At 72.9% G+C, this 15,297-nt stretch carries 12 protein-coding genes and 2 tRNA genes; 3 read left to right on the top strand and 11 right to left on the bottom strand.

Features of this window, described 5'->3' with window-relative positions:
- Positions 1-202 precede the first annotated feature (202 nt).
- From sucD to QA634_RS33080, 6 genes are all read right to left on the bottom strand, one after another.
- Positions 203-1,102: a succinate--CoA ligase subunit alpha gene (gene sucD, locus QA634_RS33105; RefSeq protein ID WP_012336189.1), complete on the bottom strand. Its 900-nt coding sequence runs from the start codon at positions 1,100-1,102 to the stop codon at positions 203-205.
- A gap of 23 nt (positions 1,103-1,125) precedes the next feature.
- The gene (locus QA634_RS33100) at positions 1,126-2,304 is read right to left on the bottom strand and encodes a malate--CoA ligase subunit beta (RefSeq protein WP_012336188.1); all 1,179 of its coding nucleotides are present in this window, start codon (positions 2,302-2,304) and stop codon (positions 1,126-1,128) included.
- A 125-nt stretch (positions 2,305-2,429) separates the two neighbouring features.
- Positions 2,430-3,056, bottom strand: coding sequence for a methenyltetrahydrofolate cyclohydrolase (gene fchA / locus QA634_RS33095; RefSeq protein ID WP_012336187.1), 627 nt, complete (start codon positions 3,054-3,056; stop codon positions 2,430-2,432).
- Entirely contained in the window at positions 3,056-3,919 is an 864-nt protein-coding gene (locus QA634_RS33090) for an NADP-dependent methylenetetrahydromethanopterin/methylenetetrahydrofolate dehydrogenase (RefSeq protein ID WP_012336186.1), read from the bottom strand. Before QA634_RS33090 ends, fchA begins: the two co-directional genes overlap by 1 nt.
- 127 nt (positions 3,920-4,046) lie before the next feature.
- The gene (locus QA634_RS33085; RefSeq protein WP_012336185.1) at positions 4,047-4,985 is read right to left on the bottom strand and encodes a D-2-hydroxyacid dehydrogenase; all 939 of its coding nucleotides are present in this window, start codon (positions 4,983-4,985) and stop codon (positions 4,047-4,049) included.
- Positions 4,986-5,060: 75 nt separating this feature from the next.
- A complete protein-coding gene (locus QA634_RS33080; RefSeq protein ID WP_012336184.1) occupies positions 5,061-6,314 on the bottom strand; it encodes an aminotransferase class V-fold PLP-dependent enzyme in 1,254 nt (417 codons plus the stop codon).
- 494 nt (positions 6,315-6,808) lie between these two features.
- Between QA634_RS33080 and QA634_RS33075 the strand changes: the two genes are divergently transcribed.
- Positions 6,809-7,099 carry a hypothetical protein gene (locus QA634_RS33075; protein ID WP_012336183.1) on the top strand — a complete coding sequence of 97 codons (291 nt, stop codon included), beginning with the start codon at positions 6,809-6,811 and terminating at the stop codon, positions 7,097-7,099.
- Positions 7,100-7,341: 242 nt separating this feature from the next.
- Here the strand turns inward: QA634_RS33075 and QA634_RS33070 are convergent.
- The 3 genes from QA634_RS33070 to QA634_RS33060 all read right to left on the bottom strand — a co-directional run bounded on the left by QA634_RS33070 (position 7,342) and on the right by QA634_RS33060 (position 8,153).
- Positions 7,342-7,417: transfer RNA gene (locus tag QA634_RS33070), tRNA-Ala, on the bottom strand.
- Positions 7,418-7,513: 96 nt separating this feature from the next.
- Positions 7,514-7,589 (bottom strand) — tRNA-Ala (locus tag QA634_RS33065).
- A 180-nt stretch (positions 7,590-7,769) separates the two neighbouring features.
- Complete coding sequence (locus QA634_RS33060) at positions 7,770-8,153, bottom strand: TIGR02300 family protein (protein ID WP_012336182.1); 384 nt, start codon at positions 8,151-8,153, stop codon at positions 7,770-7,772.
- A 212-nt stretch (positions 8,154-8,365) separates the two neighbouring features.
- Here QA634_RS33060 and aroA point away from each other — a divergent pair, with 212 nt between their 5' ends.
- Together aroA and cmk are read left to right on the top strand one after the other, a co-directional pair.
- On the top strand, positions 8,366-9,715 hold the full coding sequence (gene aroA, locus QA634_RS33055) for a 3-phosphoshikimate 1-carboxyvinyltransferase (protein ID WP_012336181.1): 1,350 nt from the start codon (positions 8,366-8,368) through the stop codon (positions 9,713-9,715).
- 26 nt (positions 9,716-9,741) lie between these two features.
- Entirely contained in the window at positions 9,742-10,374 is a 633-nt protein-coding gene (gene cmk, locus QA634_RS33050) for a (d)CMP kinase (RefSeq protein WP_012336180.1), read from the top strand.
- 43 nt (positions 10,375-10,417) lie between these two features.
- Here cmk and hrpB read toward each other — a convergent pair whose 3' ends face one another.
- Positions 10,418-12,889: an ATP-dependent helicase HrpB gene (hrpB, locus tag QA634_RS33045; protein ID WP_012336179.1), complete on the bottom strand. Its 2,472-nt coding sequence runs from the start codon at positions 12,887-12,889 to the stop codon at positions 10,418-10,420.
- 91 nt (positions 12,890-12,980) lie between these two features.
- A complete protein-coding gene (locus QA634_RS33040) occupies positions 12,981-15,272 on the bottom strand; it encodes an NADP-dependent malic enzyme (RefSeq protein WP_012336178.1) in 2,292 nt (763 codons plus the stop codon).
- Positions 15,273-15,297: the final 25 nt, after the last annotated feature.

Below are 15,297 nucleotides of genomic sequence, written 5' to 3'. Positions count from 1 at the left end.
GGACAGGGGGGCCGGGGCCGCCCCGCCTGCGGCGAGGGGGCGGCCCCGAAAGGTCGCTCGGCGACCCCGAAAGGTCGCTCGGCGACCCCGAAAGGTCGCGCGGCGACCCGGGACGGTCGCTGGCGACCCGGGAAGGTCGCTGGCGACCCGGGAAGGTCGCTGGCGACCCGGGAGGGTTGCGGGCCGGGCCGCGCGGACTTCCTCAGGCCGCCTTGCGGCGGGTCTCCATGACCTTGGCCATGGTGGAGCCGAACTCGCCCGGGCTCGGGGCGACGGTGAGCCCGTAGGAGCGCATGATCTCGGCCTTCTCGGCGGCGCTGTCGCCGACCGCCGAGATGATCGCGCCGGCATGGCCCATGCGGCGGCCCTTCGGGGCGGTGAGGCCCGCCACGAAGCCGACCACCGGCTTCGACATGTTATCCTTGATCCAGGCCGCGGCCTCGGCCTCCTGCGGGCCGCCGATCTCGCCGATCATCAGCACCGCGTCGGTCTCCGGATCCTCCTCGAACAGGGCGAGGTGGTCGAGGAAGGAGGAGCCGTTGATCGGGTCGCCGCCGATCCCGACCGAGGTCGAGATGCCGAGGCCCACCGCCTTCATCTGCGAGGCCGCCTCGTAGCCGAGGGTGCCGGAGCGGGAGATCACCCCGACATTGCCCTTCAGGTAGATGTGGCCGGGCATGATGCCGAGCATCGACTTGCCGGGCGAGATGATGCCGGCGCAGTTCGGCCCCACCACCATCGAGCGGCGCTCCTTGGGGTAGCGCTTCAGGTAGCGCTTCACCCGCATCATGTCCTGGGCCGGGATGCCGTCGGTGATCGAGCAGATCAGCCGGATGCCCGCATCGGCCGCCTCCATGATGGCGTCCGCCGCGAAGGGCGGGGCCACGAAGGTGATGCTGGTGGTGGCGCCCGTCTGCCTCACCGCCTCCTTGACGGTGTCGAAGACAGGAATGCCGAGGTGGCTGCGCCCGCCCTTGCCGGGGGTGACGCCGCCGACGACGTTCGAGCCGTACTCGATCATCTCCTTGGCGTGGAAGCTGCCCTTGTCCCCGGTGATGCCCTGGATGAGGATCGGGGTCTTCTCGTCGATCAGGATGCTCATGACACGTCTCCGGGATCTCGGGGTCAGGCCGCCGCGCGGGTGCCCTTGACGGCCTGCACGGCCTTCTGGGCGGCTTCCGTCAGGGTGTCGGCGGTGATGAGGTCGAGCCCGCTCTTCTCCAGGATGGCCTTGCCGGCCTCGACGTTGGTGCCGGCGAGCCGGACCACCAGCGGGACGCCGATCTGGACCTCCTGGGCGGCCTGGATGACGCCCTGGGCGATCCAGTCGCAGCGGTTGATGCCCGCGAAGATGTTGACCAGGATCGCCTTCACGTTCGGGTCCGAGAGGACGAGGCGGAAGGCGGTGGCGACGCGCTGGGGGCTCGCGCCGCCGCCGACGTCGAGGAAGTTCGCCGGCTCGCCGCCCGCGTGCTTGATCATGTCCATCGTCGCCATGGCGAGGCCCGCCCCGTTGACGATGCAGCCGATCTCCCCCTCGAGGCCAATGTAGTTGAGGTTGTGCTCCGCGGCCTGCGCCTCGCGCGGGTCGCTCTGCGAGGGGTCGTACATGTCCGCGATGGTGCGGCGCCGGAACAGCGCGTTGTCGTCGAACGACATCTTGGCGTCGAGGGCCAGCACCCGGTCGTCCTTGGTGACGACGAGCGGGTTGATCTCCAGCATGGTGGCGTCGCAGTCGCGGAAGGCGCGGTAGGCGCTCATGATGGTCTTCACCGCCCCGCCGACCTGCTTGATGTTGAGGCCGAGCTGGAAGGCGAGTTCGCGGGCCTCGAATTGCTGCAGGCCGACCGCCGGCTCGACCACGACCTGGAGCAGGGCCTCGGGATCGGTGGCGGCGATCTCCTCGATGTCCATGCCGCCGCGCTGCGAGGCGATGACGCGCACGCGCTCGGCCTTCCGGTCGAGGACGAAGCCGAGATAGAGCTCGCGCTCGAACGGATCGGCGGTCTCGATGTAGACGCGCTGGACCGGCTTGCCCTCGGGGCCGGTCTGGTGGGTGACGAGGCGCTTGCCGAGCAGGTCCTTGGCCGCGTCCCGGACCTCGTTGTAGGTCTTGCACAGGCGGATGCCGCCGGCCTTGCCGCGGGCGCCCGCGTGGATCTGGGCCTTCACGGCCCAGTGCCAGCCGCCGAGTTCGGTGGCGGCGTAGACCGCCTGGTCGGGGCTGAAGGCGACCGCGCCCTTCGGGATCGGCACGCCGAAGCTCGCCAGCAATTCCTTGGCCTGGTATTCGTGGACGTCCATGGTTGCCTCCTCGGGTCCGTGTGCGGGCGCGAGCGCCCGTTCCGGGAGCGGACCGCGCCCCGGTTGAAGCAGATTTCGGTTTTCCCTAAGGGAGCGGCTCCCGGCCCGCGGCCGGGAGCGGCCCTTCAGCTCAGCTTCGCCTTGACGACGCCGTAGGTCTTCTCGGTCAGGGCGTCGGCCCCGGAGAGAAGATCGTCCAGTTCGCGCAGGCGCCCCTCCGCGAAGTCGCGGTCGGTGATGGCCTTGGCGTTGACGAAGACGTTGAGGGCGGCGCTGCGCAGGCCCGCCTGGGCCGACAGGACCGCGACGCCCGCGTCGCTGATCACGTTGAGGTTGCCCTTCTCGGCGGTCACCGCCGCGAGGTCGATGACCTGCCGGCAGGCGCGGCAGCAGGCGAGGGGCACGTCGGTGGCCTGGCGCAGGGCGACCTGGATCGCCTCGGCCCGGGCCGCCTTCTCCTCGTCCGTGGCCTTGGGCAGGCCGTAGGCGCCCATCACCGCGTCGAAGGCGGCGACGTCGTCCGCGATCATGCCGGTGAGGCTGGCGCGCAGGGCCTCCGCCTTCTCGCGGACGCCCTTCAGCTCCTCCTCCACCTCGGCGTACTTCTTCTTGCCGATGGTGAGGTTGCAGACCATGGAGACGAGGGCCGCCCCCATGGCGCCGGAGATCGCCGCCGCCCCGCCGCCGCCGGGCGTCGGCTGCTCGCTCGCCAGCCCGTCGAGGAAATGGGCGATCGTCTCGTGCTCGGCCATCACGCCATCTCTTTCGCCAGGGCGTAGATCTGCTCGGCGTCGAGCAGCGACTCGGTGCTCTCGAACAGCTTGGCCACGCAGGAGCGGTGCAGCTTGAGCTTCAGCCCGCCGATCCCGAGCGCGCCGAAGGCCCTCTTGCCGTGGCGCTCCTTGCCCTTGTCCATGGCGTCGATGCCGCCGAAGCCGAGCGGCGGCTGGGCGTTGTAATCGGCGAGGAAGCGGATGCTCGCCTCGTTCGCCCAGGCCTCCTCGGGCAGGAGTTCGAGGCCGATCGCCCCGGCCGAGAACACCACCTGGGCGCCCTTCACGACGGCGGCGCGCGAGGCCGCGTCCGGGGTCTCCAGCGCCTCGACGGCGACGCCGAAGCGCTTCTCGATCGCGCGGGCGGCCTCCTCGGCCTTGGCCCGGGAGCGGCCGGTCAGCACCACGGAGGCGCCCTCGCGGGCGAGCAGCGCCGCCGAGCGCATGCCGACCGGGCCGGTCCCGGCGAGCACCACCGCGCGGCTGTCCCTGAGCGAGCCCGCCGCCTTGGCGACGAGGGCGACGCCCGCCGCCGCCGTGGTGTTGGAGCCGTTCGAGTCCAGCATCGCCGAGACCCGGAACGGGCCGAAGAAGCGCTTCTTGACCGCCTCGAACACCGCCTCGCCGGCCGCCATGCTGCCGCCGCCGACGAAGATCGCCGTCGACTTCTTCTCCGACCCGCCGCGGGTGTAGATCGTGCCGTCGACGAGGGCGCCGACGCTCTCCGGCGTCACGCCGCCGTAGCCCGTGATGTTGTCGGCGCCGCCGTCATAGCCGACCACCGTGTCGAACACGCTCGGCATCGGGTCGGTGTCGAACTGGAACAGGAGCTTCTTCATCATCCAACCTCTGGCCGCTGGCGCGGCTTGACGATTCTGGCCGCTCGCGCGGCTACTCTGGCGGCCGGACGCGCCACGCGCCCGGCGCCCCGGCCGCCCCGTTGTAGCGCGCCACGGGGCGCGCCGCGCGTCACTCGACCACGTTCTGCGGCCTGCCCGCCACGAAGGCCTCGATGTTGTCGACGAGCTGGTCGGAGAGGATCTGCATCGCCTCCTTGCTGGCCCAGGCCACGTGGGGCGTGACGATCAGGTTCGGCAGGTCGAGGTCGAGCAGGATGTTGCCCTCGACCGGCGGCTCGGTGGTGAGCACGTCGAAGCCCGCCCCCGCGATCGTGCCGTTCCTGAGCGCCTCGGCGAGGGCCGCCTCCTCCACCAGCCCGCCGCGGGCCGTGTTGATGAGGATGGCGTCGCGCTTCATCTTGGCGAACTCGTCCCGCCCGATCATGTTGCGGGTCTCGGGCGTCAGCGGCACGTGCAGCGTGATGACGTCGCTCTCGCGCAGGATCGTCTCGAAATCGACCAGGCCCTCCTGCGGGAAGACGTCGGTGGCGATGACCTTCATGCCGAGGGCCTCGGCCCGCCTGGCGATCGACTTGCCGAGCGCGCCGTAGCCGACGATGCCGAGCGTCGAGCCGGCGATGTCGCGGATCGGATAATCGAAGTAGCAGAACTGCCGCGACTTGTTCCAATCACCCCGACGGGTCGAATTCGCGTAAGGCACGATGGCGCGGCGCAGCGCGAAGATCAGCGCGACGACGTGCTCCGGCACCGTGTTGAAGGCGTAGTTGCGGATGTTGACGACGGTGATGCCCTGCTGCTTGGCGACGGCCTTGTCGACGATGTCGGTGCCGGTCGCCGCGACCGCGATCAGCTTGAGCTTGGGCAATTGGCGCAGGGTCTCGGCCCGCATCGGCACCTTGTTGACGATCGCGATCTCGGCATCGGCCAAGCGCGCGACGATCTGGTCCGGCGCAGTGACGTCATATTCCTTGTAGCTGTGCGGGAAGCTGAATTCGCGCACGCGGGCATCGAGCGTCTCGCGGTCGAGGAAGACGATCGTGTGGGACATCGCGGGAATCTCCGGCTGGCCTTGCGCGGGGGAGCGGGGCCGCGGGCCTGGCATACCAGACCCGCGGCTTATTCCTCACACCCGGACGACGCCGTCGGAGTGGTTGCGGTCGAAGATGCCCGCCTCGCTCGGGCGCTTGTCCTTGGCCAGGATGGTCTCGCGGAAGTGCTTCTGGGCCGCGCCGACGCCGCTGCCCGGCTCGATCCGGATGCCGGCGTCGAGCATCGCCATCTCGGCGCCCGCCAGCGCGCCGAGCAGCATCAGGTCGTTGAGGTCGCCGAGATGGCCGATCCGGAAGAGCTTGCCGGCGACCTTGGACAGGCCGGCGCCCAGCGCGAGGTTGTAGCGCCGGAAGGCGACGTCGATCACGTCGGCGCCGTTGACGCCGTCCGGCACCATGATGGCGCTCACCGTGTCGGAGTACCACTTGGGCTCCTTGGCGCAGAGCGTCAGGCCCCAGGCCTTCACGGCGGCGCGGCAGCCGTCGGCGAGCACGCGGTGGCGCTCGAAGACGCGCTCCAGCCCCTCCTCGAACAGGCAGGCCATGGCCTCGCGCAGGCCGTAGAGCAGGGGCAGGGCCGGCGTGTAGGGGAAGTAGCCGGTGGCGTTCGCCTTCGACATGTCGCCGAAGTCGAAGTAGACGCGGCGGCACTCGGCCGTCTTGTAGGCGGCGAGCGCCTTGGGGCTGACGCAGACGATGCCGAGGCCGGCGGGCAGCATCAGGCCCTTCTGCGAGCCGGTGATGGCGCAGTCGACGCCCCACTCGGTGGCGCGGAAGTCGATGCTGCCGATCGAGGACACGCCGTCCACGTAGAGCATCGCCGGGTGGTTGGCGGCGTCGATGGCCCGGCGCACGGCGCCGACGTCGCTGGTCACGCCGGTGGCGGTCTCGTTGTGGACGACGAGGACGGCCTTGATGCGGTGCTCGCGGTCGGCCCGCAGGGCCTCCTCGATCCGCTCCGGATTGGCGCCGGTGCCCCATTCCTCGTCCTGGATGACGACGTCGAGGCCGACGCGCTGGGCGAGGTCGATCCAGAGCGTGCTGAACTGGCCGAAGCGCGAGGCGAGCACGCGGTCGCCGGGCGACAGGGTGTTGGTGAGCGCGGCCTCCCAGGCGCCGGTGCCGCTCGACGGGAAGATGAAGACCTGCCCGTCCTTCGACTTGAACACCTTCTTCAGGTTCTCGAACAGGGGCAGCGTCAGGTCCGGGAACGACGACGAGCGATGGTCCTCCATCGGCACGATCATCGCGCGCTGGACGCGCTCCGGCACGTTGGTCGGACCCGGCACGAAGAGAAAGTTGCGACCCGGCCGTCTCGATCCTGCCATGTTGTCCTCCAGTTTCCTTGACCGTCGTCGGTCGAGACCCGGTCGGGCTCGTTGGGGAGCCCTCGTTGGGCCCGCGGGGGAAAGCCTCAGGCGCGGATGACGCGCCGACCCGGACGGGGGAGGGGCTGGCTCTGGAGTGCCCTGAGGGCGGAGCGTCGGAACCCGAACTCCATGGTGCGCCTTCCCATCCGGTTCTTCGTTGTTCACGGGGCGGGGCGCGTCCGACCGCGGGCCCCGCTTCCGTGTCGGGGCGGACTATGGGTCGGACCGGACTAGAAGGAAAACTGAAAAAACTTTCCATCTCGTTCAAAAATTTGGAATTTGTACTTTTGACCGGGACCTGCGGCGGCCCCGGGCCGGCCTCGCGCGCCCGGCTCGCGCCTCACCCGCAATGTCGCGCGCGGGAGCGCAGTATTGCATCAGCACAGGCCGAGAACCGAATCGCGCCTCGCGCGTTGTTAAGCTGGGGATAGGCATCCGGCGGAGGATTGGCCATGGTGACGAAATCTCTGGTGATCGCGGGTCTCTTGGTGGCCGGGATGGGCGCGGCGCGCGCCGCGGATGACGGCCTGGCGGCGGCCGGCCTCGCGCCGATCGCGGTGGTGGGCTTCTCCGACAGCGTCCCGCGGGGCATGCCGCTGTTCGCGGCGCTGCCGCGGCTGGCGCCCGGCGCCGAGGCGGACCTCCGCGACGTCGGCGCGAGCGGCCTGGTGGCCTTCCGCGACGGGCTGCCGACGGCCCTCGACCCGAACGCCGACATCGCGACGGCCTCGACGGGCCGCTGACGGCGGGGCGCCGACCGGATCGACGGTTGCGCGGCCGCACCCTCATCGGTACGGCCGCGGCCCCGCCCGAGTCCCACGCCGAGCCCAGCAGCGGGAGCGCGTGGCGGAGCGTCGCGGCACCCGCCTCGTCATCCCGCCTTCGCGGCAGAGCCACGCCGGTCGGGAGTCGAGAGACCTGACGAGGGCGCCCGGCCCGCGACGGAGCGGGCGGATCCTACGAGGGGAAGTGGACGCGAAGGGGGTGGTGGAGCCAGGCGGAATCGAACCGCCGACCTCTTGAATGCCATTCAAGCGCTCTCCCAACTGAGCTATGGCCCCGTTCCATCCACGGCGCATGGGGGCACCGCGGGTCTCGCATCATCGACGGTCCCGCGCTGCGCGGCCCCGCTCGACCCGGTCATCCCGGAAGATTTCTGGTGGAGCCAGGCGGAATCGAACCGCCGACCTCTTGAATGCCATTCAAGCGCTCTCCCAACTGAGCTATGGCCCCACGCTCAAGACCGCGGCGGTTGGGTCGCCCGCGGTGCCGCCCGACCGGCCCGTCGGGGCGGTCGCGTTCGGTGGCGGCTGTATATGAGGGCGCCGCGGCGGAGACAAGCCCCCGCGGCGCCGTCTTGCGAAGTTTTCGTGACCGCGCCGGATTCGCGAGGCGCGGCCGCGACTTAGCCGATCACGATTCCTCGTCGGTCTCGATGTCGCCGTCGATCAGGTCGGCGACGTCGTCGCCGCTCTCCTCGTCCTCCTCCAGGAAGGTGTCGTCGTCGCCGCCGGCACCGCCCACGTCGGCGTCGTCGTCCACGACGGCGTCGGCCCCCTCCTCGGCGGCCTCGACCTCGTCGAGGGAGATCATCTCGGGCGTGCCCGCCTCGTCGTCGGGCTCCTCGTCGGCGGCGCGGCTGGCGATCGCCGGGGGCGGCACGCGCGTCGTCGTGAGGGCCGCGATCTGGTAGACCGTGCCGCATTTCGGGCAGGTGGCGGGGTCCCTGTTGAGGTCGTAGAACTTGGCGCCGCAGCTCATGCACTGGCGCTTCAAGCCGAGTTCCGGTCTGGCCACGGTTCGAAAGCCTTCGAGATATCGTCGGGAAAGGGCCCGTTAGTCGGGGGCGTTGGCCGTGTCAAATCGGGCGGCGGCGGGCCGGCGCGGCCCTGCCGACCGACGGAGCGCTCCCGGCGTCGTCCGCCCGGAGCCGGCCGGCGGATGACGCGGGAGCGCCCGCGTGGTAACGACCCGCCGCTCCCGACACTCCCTCGACCAGGCAAGAGTCCGTGTCCCACGATTCCGTTCCCTCGCCGATCACCGCCCGGGCCGGGACGCCCCTGCGGGGGCGGCTGCGCCCGCCCGGCGACAAGTCCATCTCGCACCGGGCGATGATCCTCGGCCTGCTCAGCCTCGGCGAGACCCGGGTCGAGGGCCTGCTGGAGGGCGACGACGTGCTGCGCACCGCCGCCGCCGCCCGGGCGCTCGGCGCCGGGATCGACCGCGACGGGCCGGGCCGCTGGCGGGTGCGCGGCGTCGGCATCGGCGGCCTGTCGGATCCCGAGGGCGTGCTCGATTTCGGCAATGCCGGCACCGGCTCGCGGCTGATGATGGGCGTCGTCGGCGGCCAGCCCGTCACCGCGACCTTCGACGGCGACGCCTCGCTGCGCAAGCGGCCGATGCGGCGGATCCTCGACCCGCTGGTGCAGATGGGCGCGCAGATCCTGTCCGAGCAGGCGGGCGGGCGCGTGCCGCTGACGCTGCGCGGCCCGGAGGAGGCGATCCCGATCACCTACGCGACGCCGGTCGCCTCCGCGCAGGTGAAGTCGGCGGTGCTGCTCGCCGGCCTCAACGCGCCCGGCACCACCACGGTGATCGAGGCCGCCGCGACCCGCGACCACACCGAGCGGATGCTGCGCCTGTTCGGCGCCGAGGTCACGGTCGCGGCGCACGGGCCCGCGGGCCACGGCCGCGCCATCGCGCTCACGGGCCAGCCGACCCTGCGGGCGGCCGAGGTGATCGTGCCGGCCGACCCGTCCTCGGCCGCCTTCCCGATCGTCGCGGCGCTGATCGTGCCGGGCTCGGACGTGGTGATCGAGGGGGTGATGATGAACCCGCTGCGGACCGGGCTCATCACCACGCTGATCGAGATGGGCGCCGACATCGCGCGGCTGAACGAGCGCGACGAGGGCGGCGAGACGGTGGCCGACCTGCGGGTGCGGGCGAGCCGCCTCGCCGGGGTGACGGTGCCGCCCGAGCGCGCGCCCGCGATGATCGACGAGTACCCGGTCCTCGCCGTGGCGGCGGCCTTCGCGGAGGGCACGACGCGGATGCAGGGCCTGCACGAATTGCGGGTGAAGGAATCGGACCGCCTCGCCGCGGTGGCGGACGGCCTCAGGGCCAACGGCGTCGCCCACGCGGTCGAGGGCGACGACCTGATCGTGCACGGGGACGGCCGGCCGGCCCCCGGCGGCGGCACCGTGGCGACGCACCTCGACCACCGCATCGCCATGGCGTTCCTGGTGATGGGGCTGGCCGCCGGGGAGCCGGTGACGGTCGACGACGGCGCCATGATCGCGACGAGCTATCCGGCCTTCCTGGCCGATCTGCGGGGCCTCGGCGCCGCCTTCGCCGAGTGAGTGCGGGTGAGCGCGGGGACGACGGGATGGTGATCGCGATCGACGGGCCGGCGGCGTCGGGCAAGGGCACGCTCGCGCGGCGGCTCGCCCAGCATTACGGCCTGCCGCATCTCGACACCGGCCTCCTCTACCGGGCGGTGGCGCTGGCGCTCCTCGACGCGGAGCGCGACCTGCGGGACGAGGCGGCGGCGGAGGCGGCGGCCCGCACGCTGCGCGCCGAGTCGCTCGGCGACGCCCGCCTGCGCGAGCGCGCCATGGGGGAGGCGGCCTCCCTGGTCTCGGCGCTCCCGGCGGTGCGGGCGGCGCTCCTCGACTGGCAGCGCCGCTTCGCCGCCGCGCCGGGCGGGGCGGTGCTCGACGGGCGCGACATCGGCACGGTGGTCTGCCCGGACGCGCCCGTGAAGCTCTTCATCACGGCCTCGCCCGAGGAGCGGGCGCATCGCCGCCACCGGGAGCTCGGGGGGCGGGGCGAGCCGGTGGCCTTCGAGGCGGTGCTCGCCGACATCGTGCGCCGCGACGCCCGCGACGCCGACCGGGCCGCGGCGCCCCTGCGCGTCGCCGACGACGCGGTGGTGATCGACACGACGGCGCTCGACGCCGAGGCGGCCTTCCGGGCCGCGGCGGCCGTGGTCGAGGCGCGCTGGCCCGGGCGGGGCTGAGCGACGCGCCCGGGCCTCGGGAGCCCTGCAGGCCGCCCCTTCCTCAGGTGCCCCTGGGCTTCGCCCGCCGGGTCGGTGGCGCGCCGAGCGGGTCTTCCGGCCAGGGATGCCGCGGGTACTGGCCGCGCATGTCGGCGCGCACCGCCGCCCAGGAGCCGCGCCAGAAGCCCGGCAGGTCGCGGGTGATCTGGATCGGGCGCTGGGCCGGGGAGAGCAGGTGCAGCACCAGCGGCACCCGCCCGCCGCCGATCGTCGGATGTGCGGCGAGCCCGAACAGCTCCTGCACCCGCACCGCCAGGACCGGCTCCTCGGCCCCGTAATCGATCGGGAGGCGCGAGCCGGTCGGCACCTCGACGTGGGTCGGGGCCTCCGCGTCGAGGCGCGCCCGCAGGGTCCAGGGCAGGAGCGCGTGCAGCGCCTCGGCGAGGCGCTCCGGCCCGATCTCGTCGAGGCGGGTGAGGCCGAGGAGGTGCGGCGCGAGCCAGTCCTCGGCCGCCGCCGCGAGCGCCGCGTCGGAGACGTCGGGCCAGGGCTCGCCCTCGGCCCGGCGCAGGAAGGAGACCCGCTCGCGCCACTGCGCCGCCGCCCTCGACCAGGGCAGGGCCGCGAGCCCGAGGCCGGCGATCCCGCGGGCGAGGAGCCGCGCGCTCGCCTCGTCGGCCGGGACCGGCAGGACGCGCTCGCCGAGCGTGACCGCGCCGAGGCGCCGCTGGGCCCGGGCGCGCAGGGCGCGGGCGGCGGGGTCGAAGGCGACGCTCTCGCGCGCCTCGATCCGGTCGGCGAAGCGCGCCTCGATCGCCTCGAGCCCGATCGGCGCCGCCGCCAGGATGCGCGCGGCGGCGGCCTTGCCGACGATCTCGGCCACCGCCAGGAAGGGCGCGCGGGCGAGCGCCAGGGCGGGGTCGAGGGCGGCGCCGCGGCCGTTCGCCAGCACGAACTCGCCGGGCCTGCCCCGGGCGCGGGCGATCCGGTCCGGATAGGCGAGGGCGAGGAGCGCGCCGAGGGGCGGGGCCTCGCCCTCGGCCGGGCCCGCCCCGGCGGCGCGGGCCCAGCCGGAGGCGAGCCGGCGCATGTCCTCAGCCCGGCCCGAGCGGTCGCGGCGGAAGCGCTCGACCCGCTCGGCGAGGTCGACCGCGTCGCCGCCGAGGCCGCGCTCGACCAGCACGGCGGCGAGGTCGGCCGCCTCCCGCGCCGCCGCCCGTCCCTCGGCCGCCGCCGCCACCACCATGCGGGCGAGCCGCGGCGGCAGCGGCAGGGCGCGCAGGCGGCGCCCCTCGGGCGTCAGCCGGCCCCCGGCGTCGAGGGCGCCGAGCCCGGCGAGCAGCGCCTTCGCCTCCGCGAGCGCCGGGCCGGGGGGCGGGTCGAGGAAGGGCAGGGTGGCGGGATCGGCCACGCCCCAGGCGGCGCAGTCGAGGACGAGGCCCGCGAGGTCGGCCGAGAGGATCTCCGGCCGGGTGAAGGGCTCCAGCGCCCCGGTCGCCGCCTCCGCCCAGAGCCGGTAGCAGATTCCCGGCTCCGTGCGCCCGGCGCGGCCGCGGCGCTGGTCGACCGAGGCCCGCGAGGCCCGGACCGTCGCGAGGCGGGTGAGGCCGAGATCCGGCTCGTAGACCGGCACGCGGGCGAGCCCGGAATCCACCACCACCCGCACGCCCTCGATGGTGAGCGACGTCTCGGCGATGGAGGTGGCGAGCACCACCTTGCGCCGGCCCGGCGGGCTCGGGCGCACGGCCCGGTCCTGCTCGCCGCGGTCGAGGGCCCCGTAGAGCGGGGCGAGGTCGACCTCCGGATGGGCGGCGAGGCGCGGGGCGAGCAGCTCCGCGACCCGGCGGATCTCGCCCTGGCCGGGCAGGAAGGCCAGGACCGAGCCCGGCTCGGCCCGCAGCGCCCGCTCGATCGCCTCGGCCGTCGCCTCCTCGACGCGCCGGTTCGGGTCGCGGTCGAGGTAGCGCGTCTCGACCGGGAAGGCGCGGCCCTCCGAGGCGATCACCGGCGCCCCGCCCATCAGGCGCGCGACCCGGGCCCCGTCGAGCGTCGCCGACATGGCGAGCAGGCGCAGGTCCTCGCGCAGGCCGCCCTGCGCGTCGAGGGCCAGCGCGAGGCCGAGATCGGCGTCGAGGGAGCGCTCGTGGAACTCGTCGAACAGCACCGCGGCGATCCCGGTCAGTTCCGGGTCGTCGAGGATCATGCGGGCGAAGACGCCCTCGGTGACGACCTCGATCCGGGTGCGGGCGGAGACCTTCGAGCCGAGCCGCACCCGCAGGCCGACCGTGTCGCCGACCCGCTCGCCGCGGGTCTCGGCCATGCGCTCGGCCGCCGCCCGGGCCGCGAGGCGGCGGGGCTCCAGCACGATGATCCGCCCGTCGCCCCGCCAGGGCGCGTCGAGGAGCGCGAGGGGCACCCGGGTGGTCTTGCCGGCGCCGGGCGGCGCGACCAGCACGGCGTTCGGGCGTCCGGCGAGGGCGGCCTGGAGGTCGGCGAGGACGGCGTCGATCGGCAGGGCGGGGAGCGCGGGCATGCGGCCCGCATGGCCGCGCGGCGCGCGGGATGCAAGTCCGGGGTCGAGGCGGCCGTCCCGACCTGAAACGGCCGCCTCCGGCGGGGCGTCCTCAGCCCCCGATGTTGAAGGCCGCCAGCGCCGCCATGTTGACGAGGTCGGTGTCGGTGGCGCCGAGCGAGACGATCTGCACCGGCTTGTCGAGGCCGACGATCAGCGGGCCGAGCACCTGCGCGCCGCCGAGCTCCTGCAGCATCTTGGTCGAGATCGAGGCGGAGTGGAAGGCCGGCATCACCAGCACGTTCGCCGGCTGCTTGAGGCGGCTGAACGGGTACTGCGCCAGCACCTCCCTGTTCAGGGCCACGTCGGCGGCCATCTCGCCGTCGTACTCGAAATCGACCCGCATGCCGTCGAGGATCTTGACCGCCTCCTGCACCTTCTCGGCGCGCTCGGCCTTGGGATGGCCGAAGGTCGAGAAGGACAGGAGCGCCACCCGCGGCTCGTAGCCGAGGCGGCGCGCGACGCCGGCCGCCTCGATCGCGATCCCGGCGATCTCCTGGGCCGAGGGCATCTCGTGGATCGCCGTGTCGGCGACGAGCACGATGCGCCCGCGCGCGAGGCAGAGCGAGACGCCGATCACCCGGTGCCCGGGCTTGGGATCGATGACGTGGCGCACGTCGTCGAGCGCGACCGAGTAGTTGCGGGTGGCGCCGGTCACCATCGCGTCGGCGTCGCCGAGCGCCACCATCGAGGCCGCGAAGTGGTTGCGGTCCTGGTTGATCAGCCGCTGGCAGTCGCGGAACAGCATGCCCTTGCGCTGCATGCGCGCGTAGAGGAACTGCGCGTAGACCGTGTTGCGGTCGGATTTCGCGGCGTTGTGGATCTCGATGTGGTCGCGCCCGGCGAGATCGATGCCGGCCGCCTCGGCCTTGGCCAGCACCCGCTCCTCGCGCCCGACCAGGATGGCGGTGCCGAGCCCCTGGTTGACGAAGGAGATGGCCGCCCGGATGACGACCTCCTCCTCGCCCTCCGCGAAGACGACGCGCTTGGGGAACTTGCGCACCCGCTCGAAGATGCGGTTCAGCGTGCCGGCGACCGGGTCCCGCCGGGCCGAGAGCTGGGCCCGGTAGGCGTCCATCGAGGGGATCGGCTTGCGGGCGACGCCGGTGTCCATGGCGGCCTTGGCCACCGCCGGCGGGATCGTGTGGATCAGGCGCGGGTCGAAGGGCACCGGGATGATGTAGTCGCGCCCGAAGCGCGGCCGCGCGCCCTGATAGGCCGCCGCCACCTCGTCGGGCACGTCCTCGCGGGCGAGCGCCGCCAGCGCCTGCGCGGCCGCGATCTTCATCTCCATGTTGATCGTGGTCGCGCGCACGTCGAGGGCACCCCGGAAGATGTAGGGGAAGCCCAGCACGTTGTTGACCTGGTTGGGGTAGTCGGAGCGCCCGGTCGCCATGATGGCATCGTCGCGCACCCGCGCCACCTCCTCGGCCGTGATCTCGGGGTCGGGATTGGCCATCGCGAAGATGATCGGCTGGGCCGCCATCGCGCGGATCATCTCGGGCGTGAAGGCGCCCTTGACCGAGAGGCCGAACACGATGTCGGCGCCCTCGATCGCCTCCGCGAGGCTGCGCCGGCTGGTCTCGACCGCGTGGGCCGACTTCCACTGGTTCATGCCCTCGGTGCGGCCGGCATAGACCACGCCCTTGGTGTCGCAGAGGATCACGTTGCGGTCGGAGAAGCCCATTGCCTTGAGGAGCTCGATGCAGGCGATGCCGGCCGCCCCGGCGCCGTTCACCACGAGCTTGGCCTCGCCGATGTCGCGGCCGGTGAGGTGCAGCGCGTTGATCACGCCCGCCGCCGCGATGATCGCGGTGCCGTGCTGGTCGTCGTGGAAGACCGGGATGTCCATCAACTCCCGCAGGCGCTCCTCGATGATGAAGCACTCGGGGGCCTTGATGTCTTCGAGGTTGATGCCGCCGAAGGTCGGGCCGAGGTAGCGCACGCAGTTGATCACCGCCTCGGGATCCTCGGTCCCGACCTCGAGGTCGAAGGCGTCGATGTCGGCGAAGCGCTTGAACAGGACGGCCTTGCCCTCCATGACCGGCTTCGAGGCGAGCGCCCCGCGGTTGCCGAGCCCGAGGATGGCGGTGCCGTTCGAGACCACCGCCACGAGGTTGCCCTTGGCCGTGTAGTCGAAGGCGAGCGCCGGATCCTCCGCGATGGCGAGGACCGGCACGGCGACGCCGGGCGAGTAGGCCAGCGACAGGTCGCGCTGCGTCGCCATCGGCTTGGTGGCGACGACCTCCAGCTTGCCCGGGCGCCCCTGGGCGTGGAACTGCAGCGCCTCCTGATCGGTGAAGGTCGGACGCGCGCGGCGGGTGACGGGACGGGACTCGCTCATGCCGGGACCTTCTTCGCCTTTAGTC

This window comes from Methylobacterium sp. CB376 (assembly GCF_029714205.1).
Taxonomy (GTDB): domain Bacteria; phylum Pseudomonadota; class Alphaproteobacteria; order Rhizobiales; family Beijerinckiaceae; genus Methylobacterium.
This window is presented reverse-complemented; position numbering and strand designations above follow the sequence as displayed.

Bases quoted from the DNA above. Each gene is read 5' to 3' on its own strand.
- QA634_RS33075 (WP_012336183.1), top strand. From the start codon at position 6,809: ATGGTGACGAAATCTCTGGTGATCGCGGGTCTCTTGGTGGCCGGGATG.
- QA634_RS33080 (WP_012336184.1), bottom strand. From the start codon at position 6,314: ATGGCAGGATCGAGACGGCCGGGTCGCAACTTTCTCTTCGTGCCGGGT.
- QA634_RS33040 (WP_012336178.1), bottom strand. From the start codon at position 15,272: ATGAGCGAGTCCCGTCCCGTCACCCGCCGCGCGCGTCCGACCTTCACC.
- QA634_RS33090 (WP_012336186.1), bottom strand. From the start codon at position 3,919: ATGATGAAGAAGCTCCTGTTCCAGTTCGACACCGACCCGATGCCGAGC.
- cmk (WP_012336180.1), top strand. From the start codon at position 9,742: ATGGTGATCGCGATCGACGGGCCGGCGGCGTCGGGCAAGGGCACGCTC.
- QA634_RS33085 (WP_012336185.1), bottom strand. From the start codon at position 4,985: ATGTCCCACACGATCGTCTTCCTCGACCGCGAGACGCTCGATGCCCGC.
- QA634_RS33100 (WP_012336188.1), bottom strand. From the start codon at position 2,304: ATGGACGTCCACGAATACCAGGCCAAGGAATTGCTGGCGAGCTTCGGC.
- sucD (WP_012336189.1), bottom strand. From the start codon at position 1,102: ATGAGCATCCTGATCGACGAGAAGACCCCGATCCTCATCCAGGGCATC.
- fchA (WP_012336187.1), bottom strand. From the start codon at position 3,056: ATGGCCGAGCACGAGACGATCGCCCATTTCCTCGACGGGCTGGCGAGC.
- hrpB (WP_012336179.1), bottom strand. From the start codon at position 12,889: ATGCCCGCGCTCCCCGCCCTGCCGATCGACGCCGTCCTCGCCGACCTC.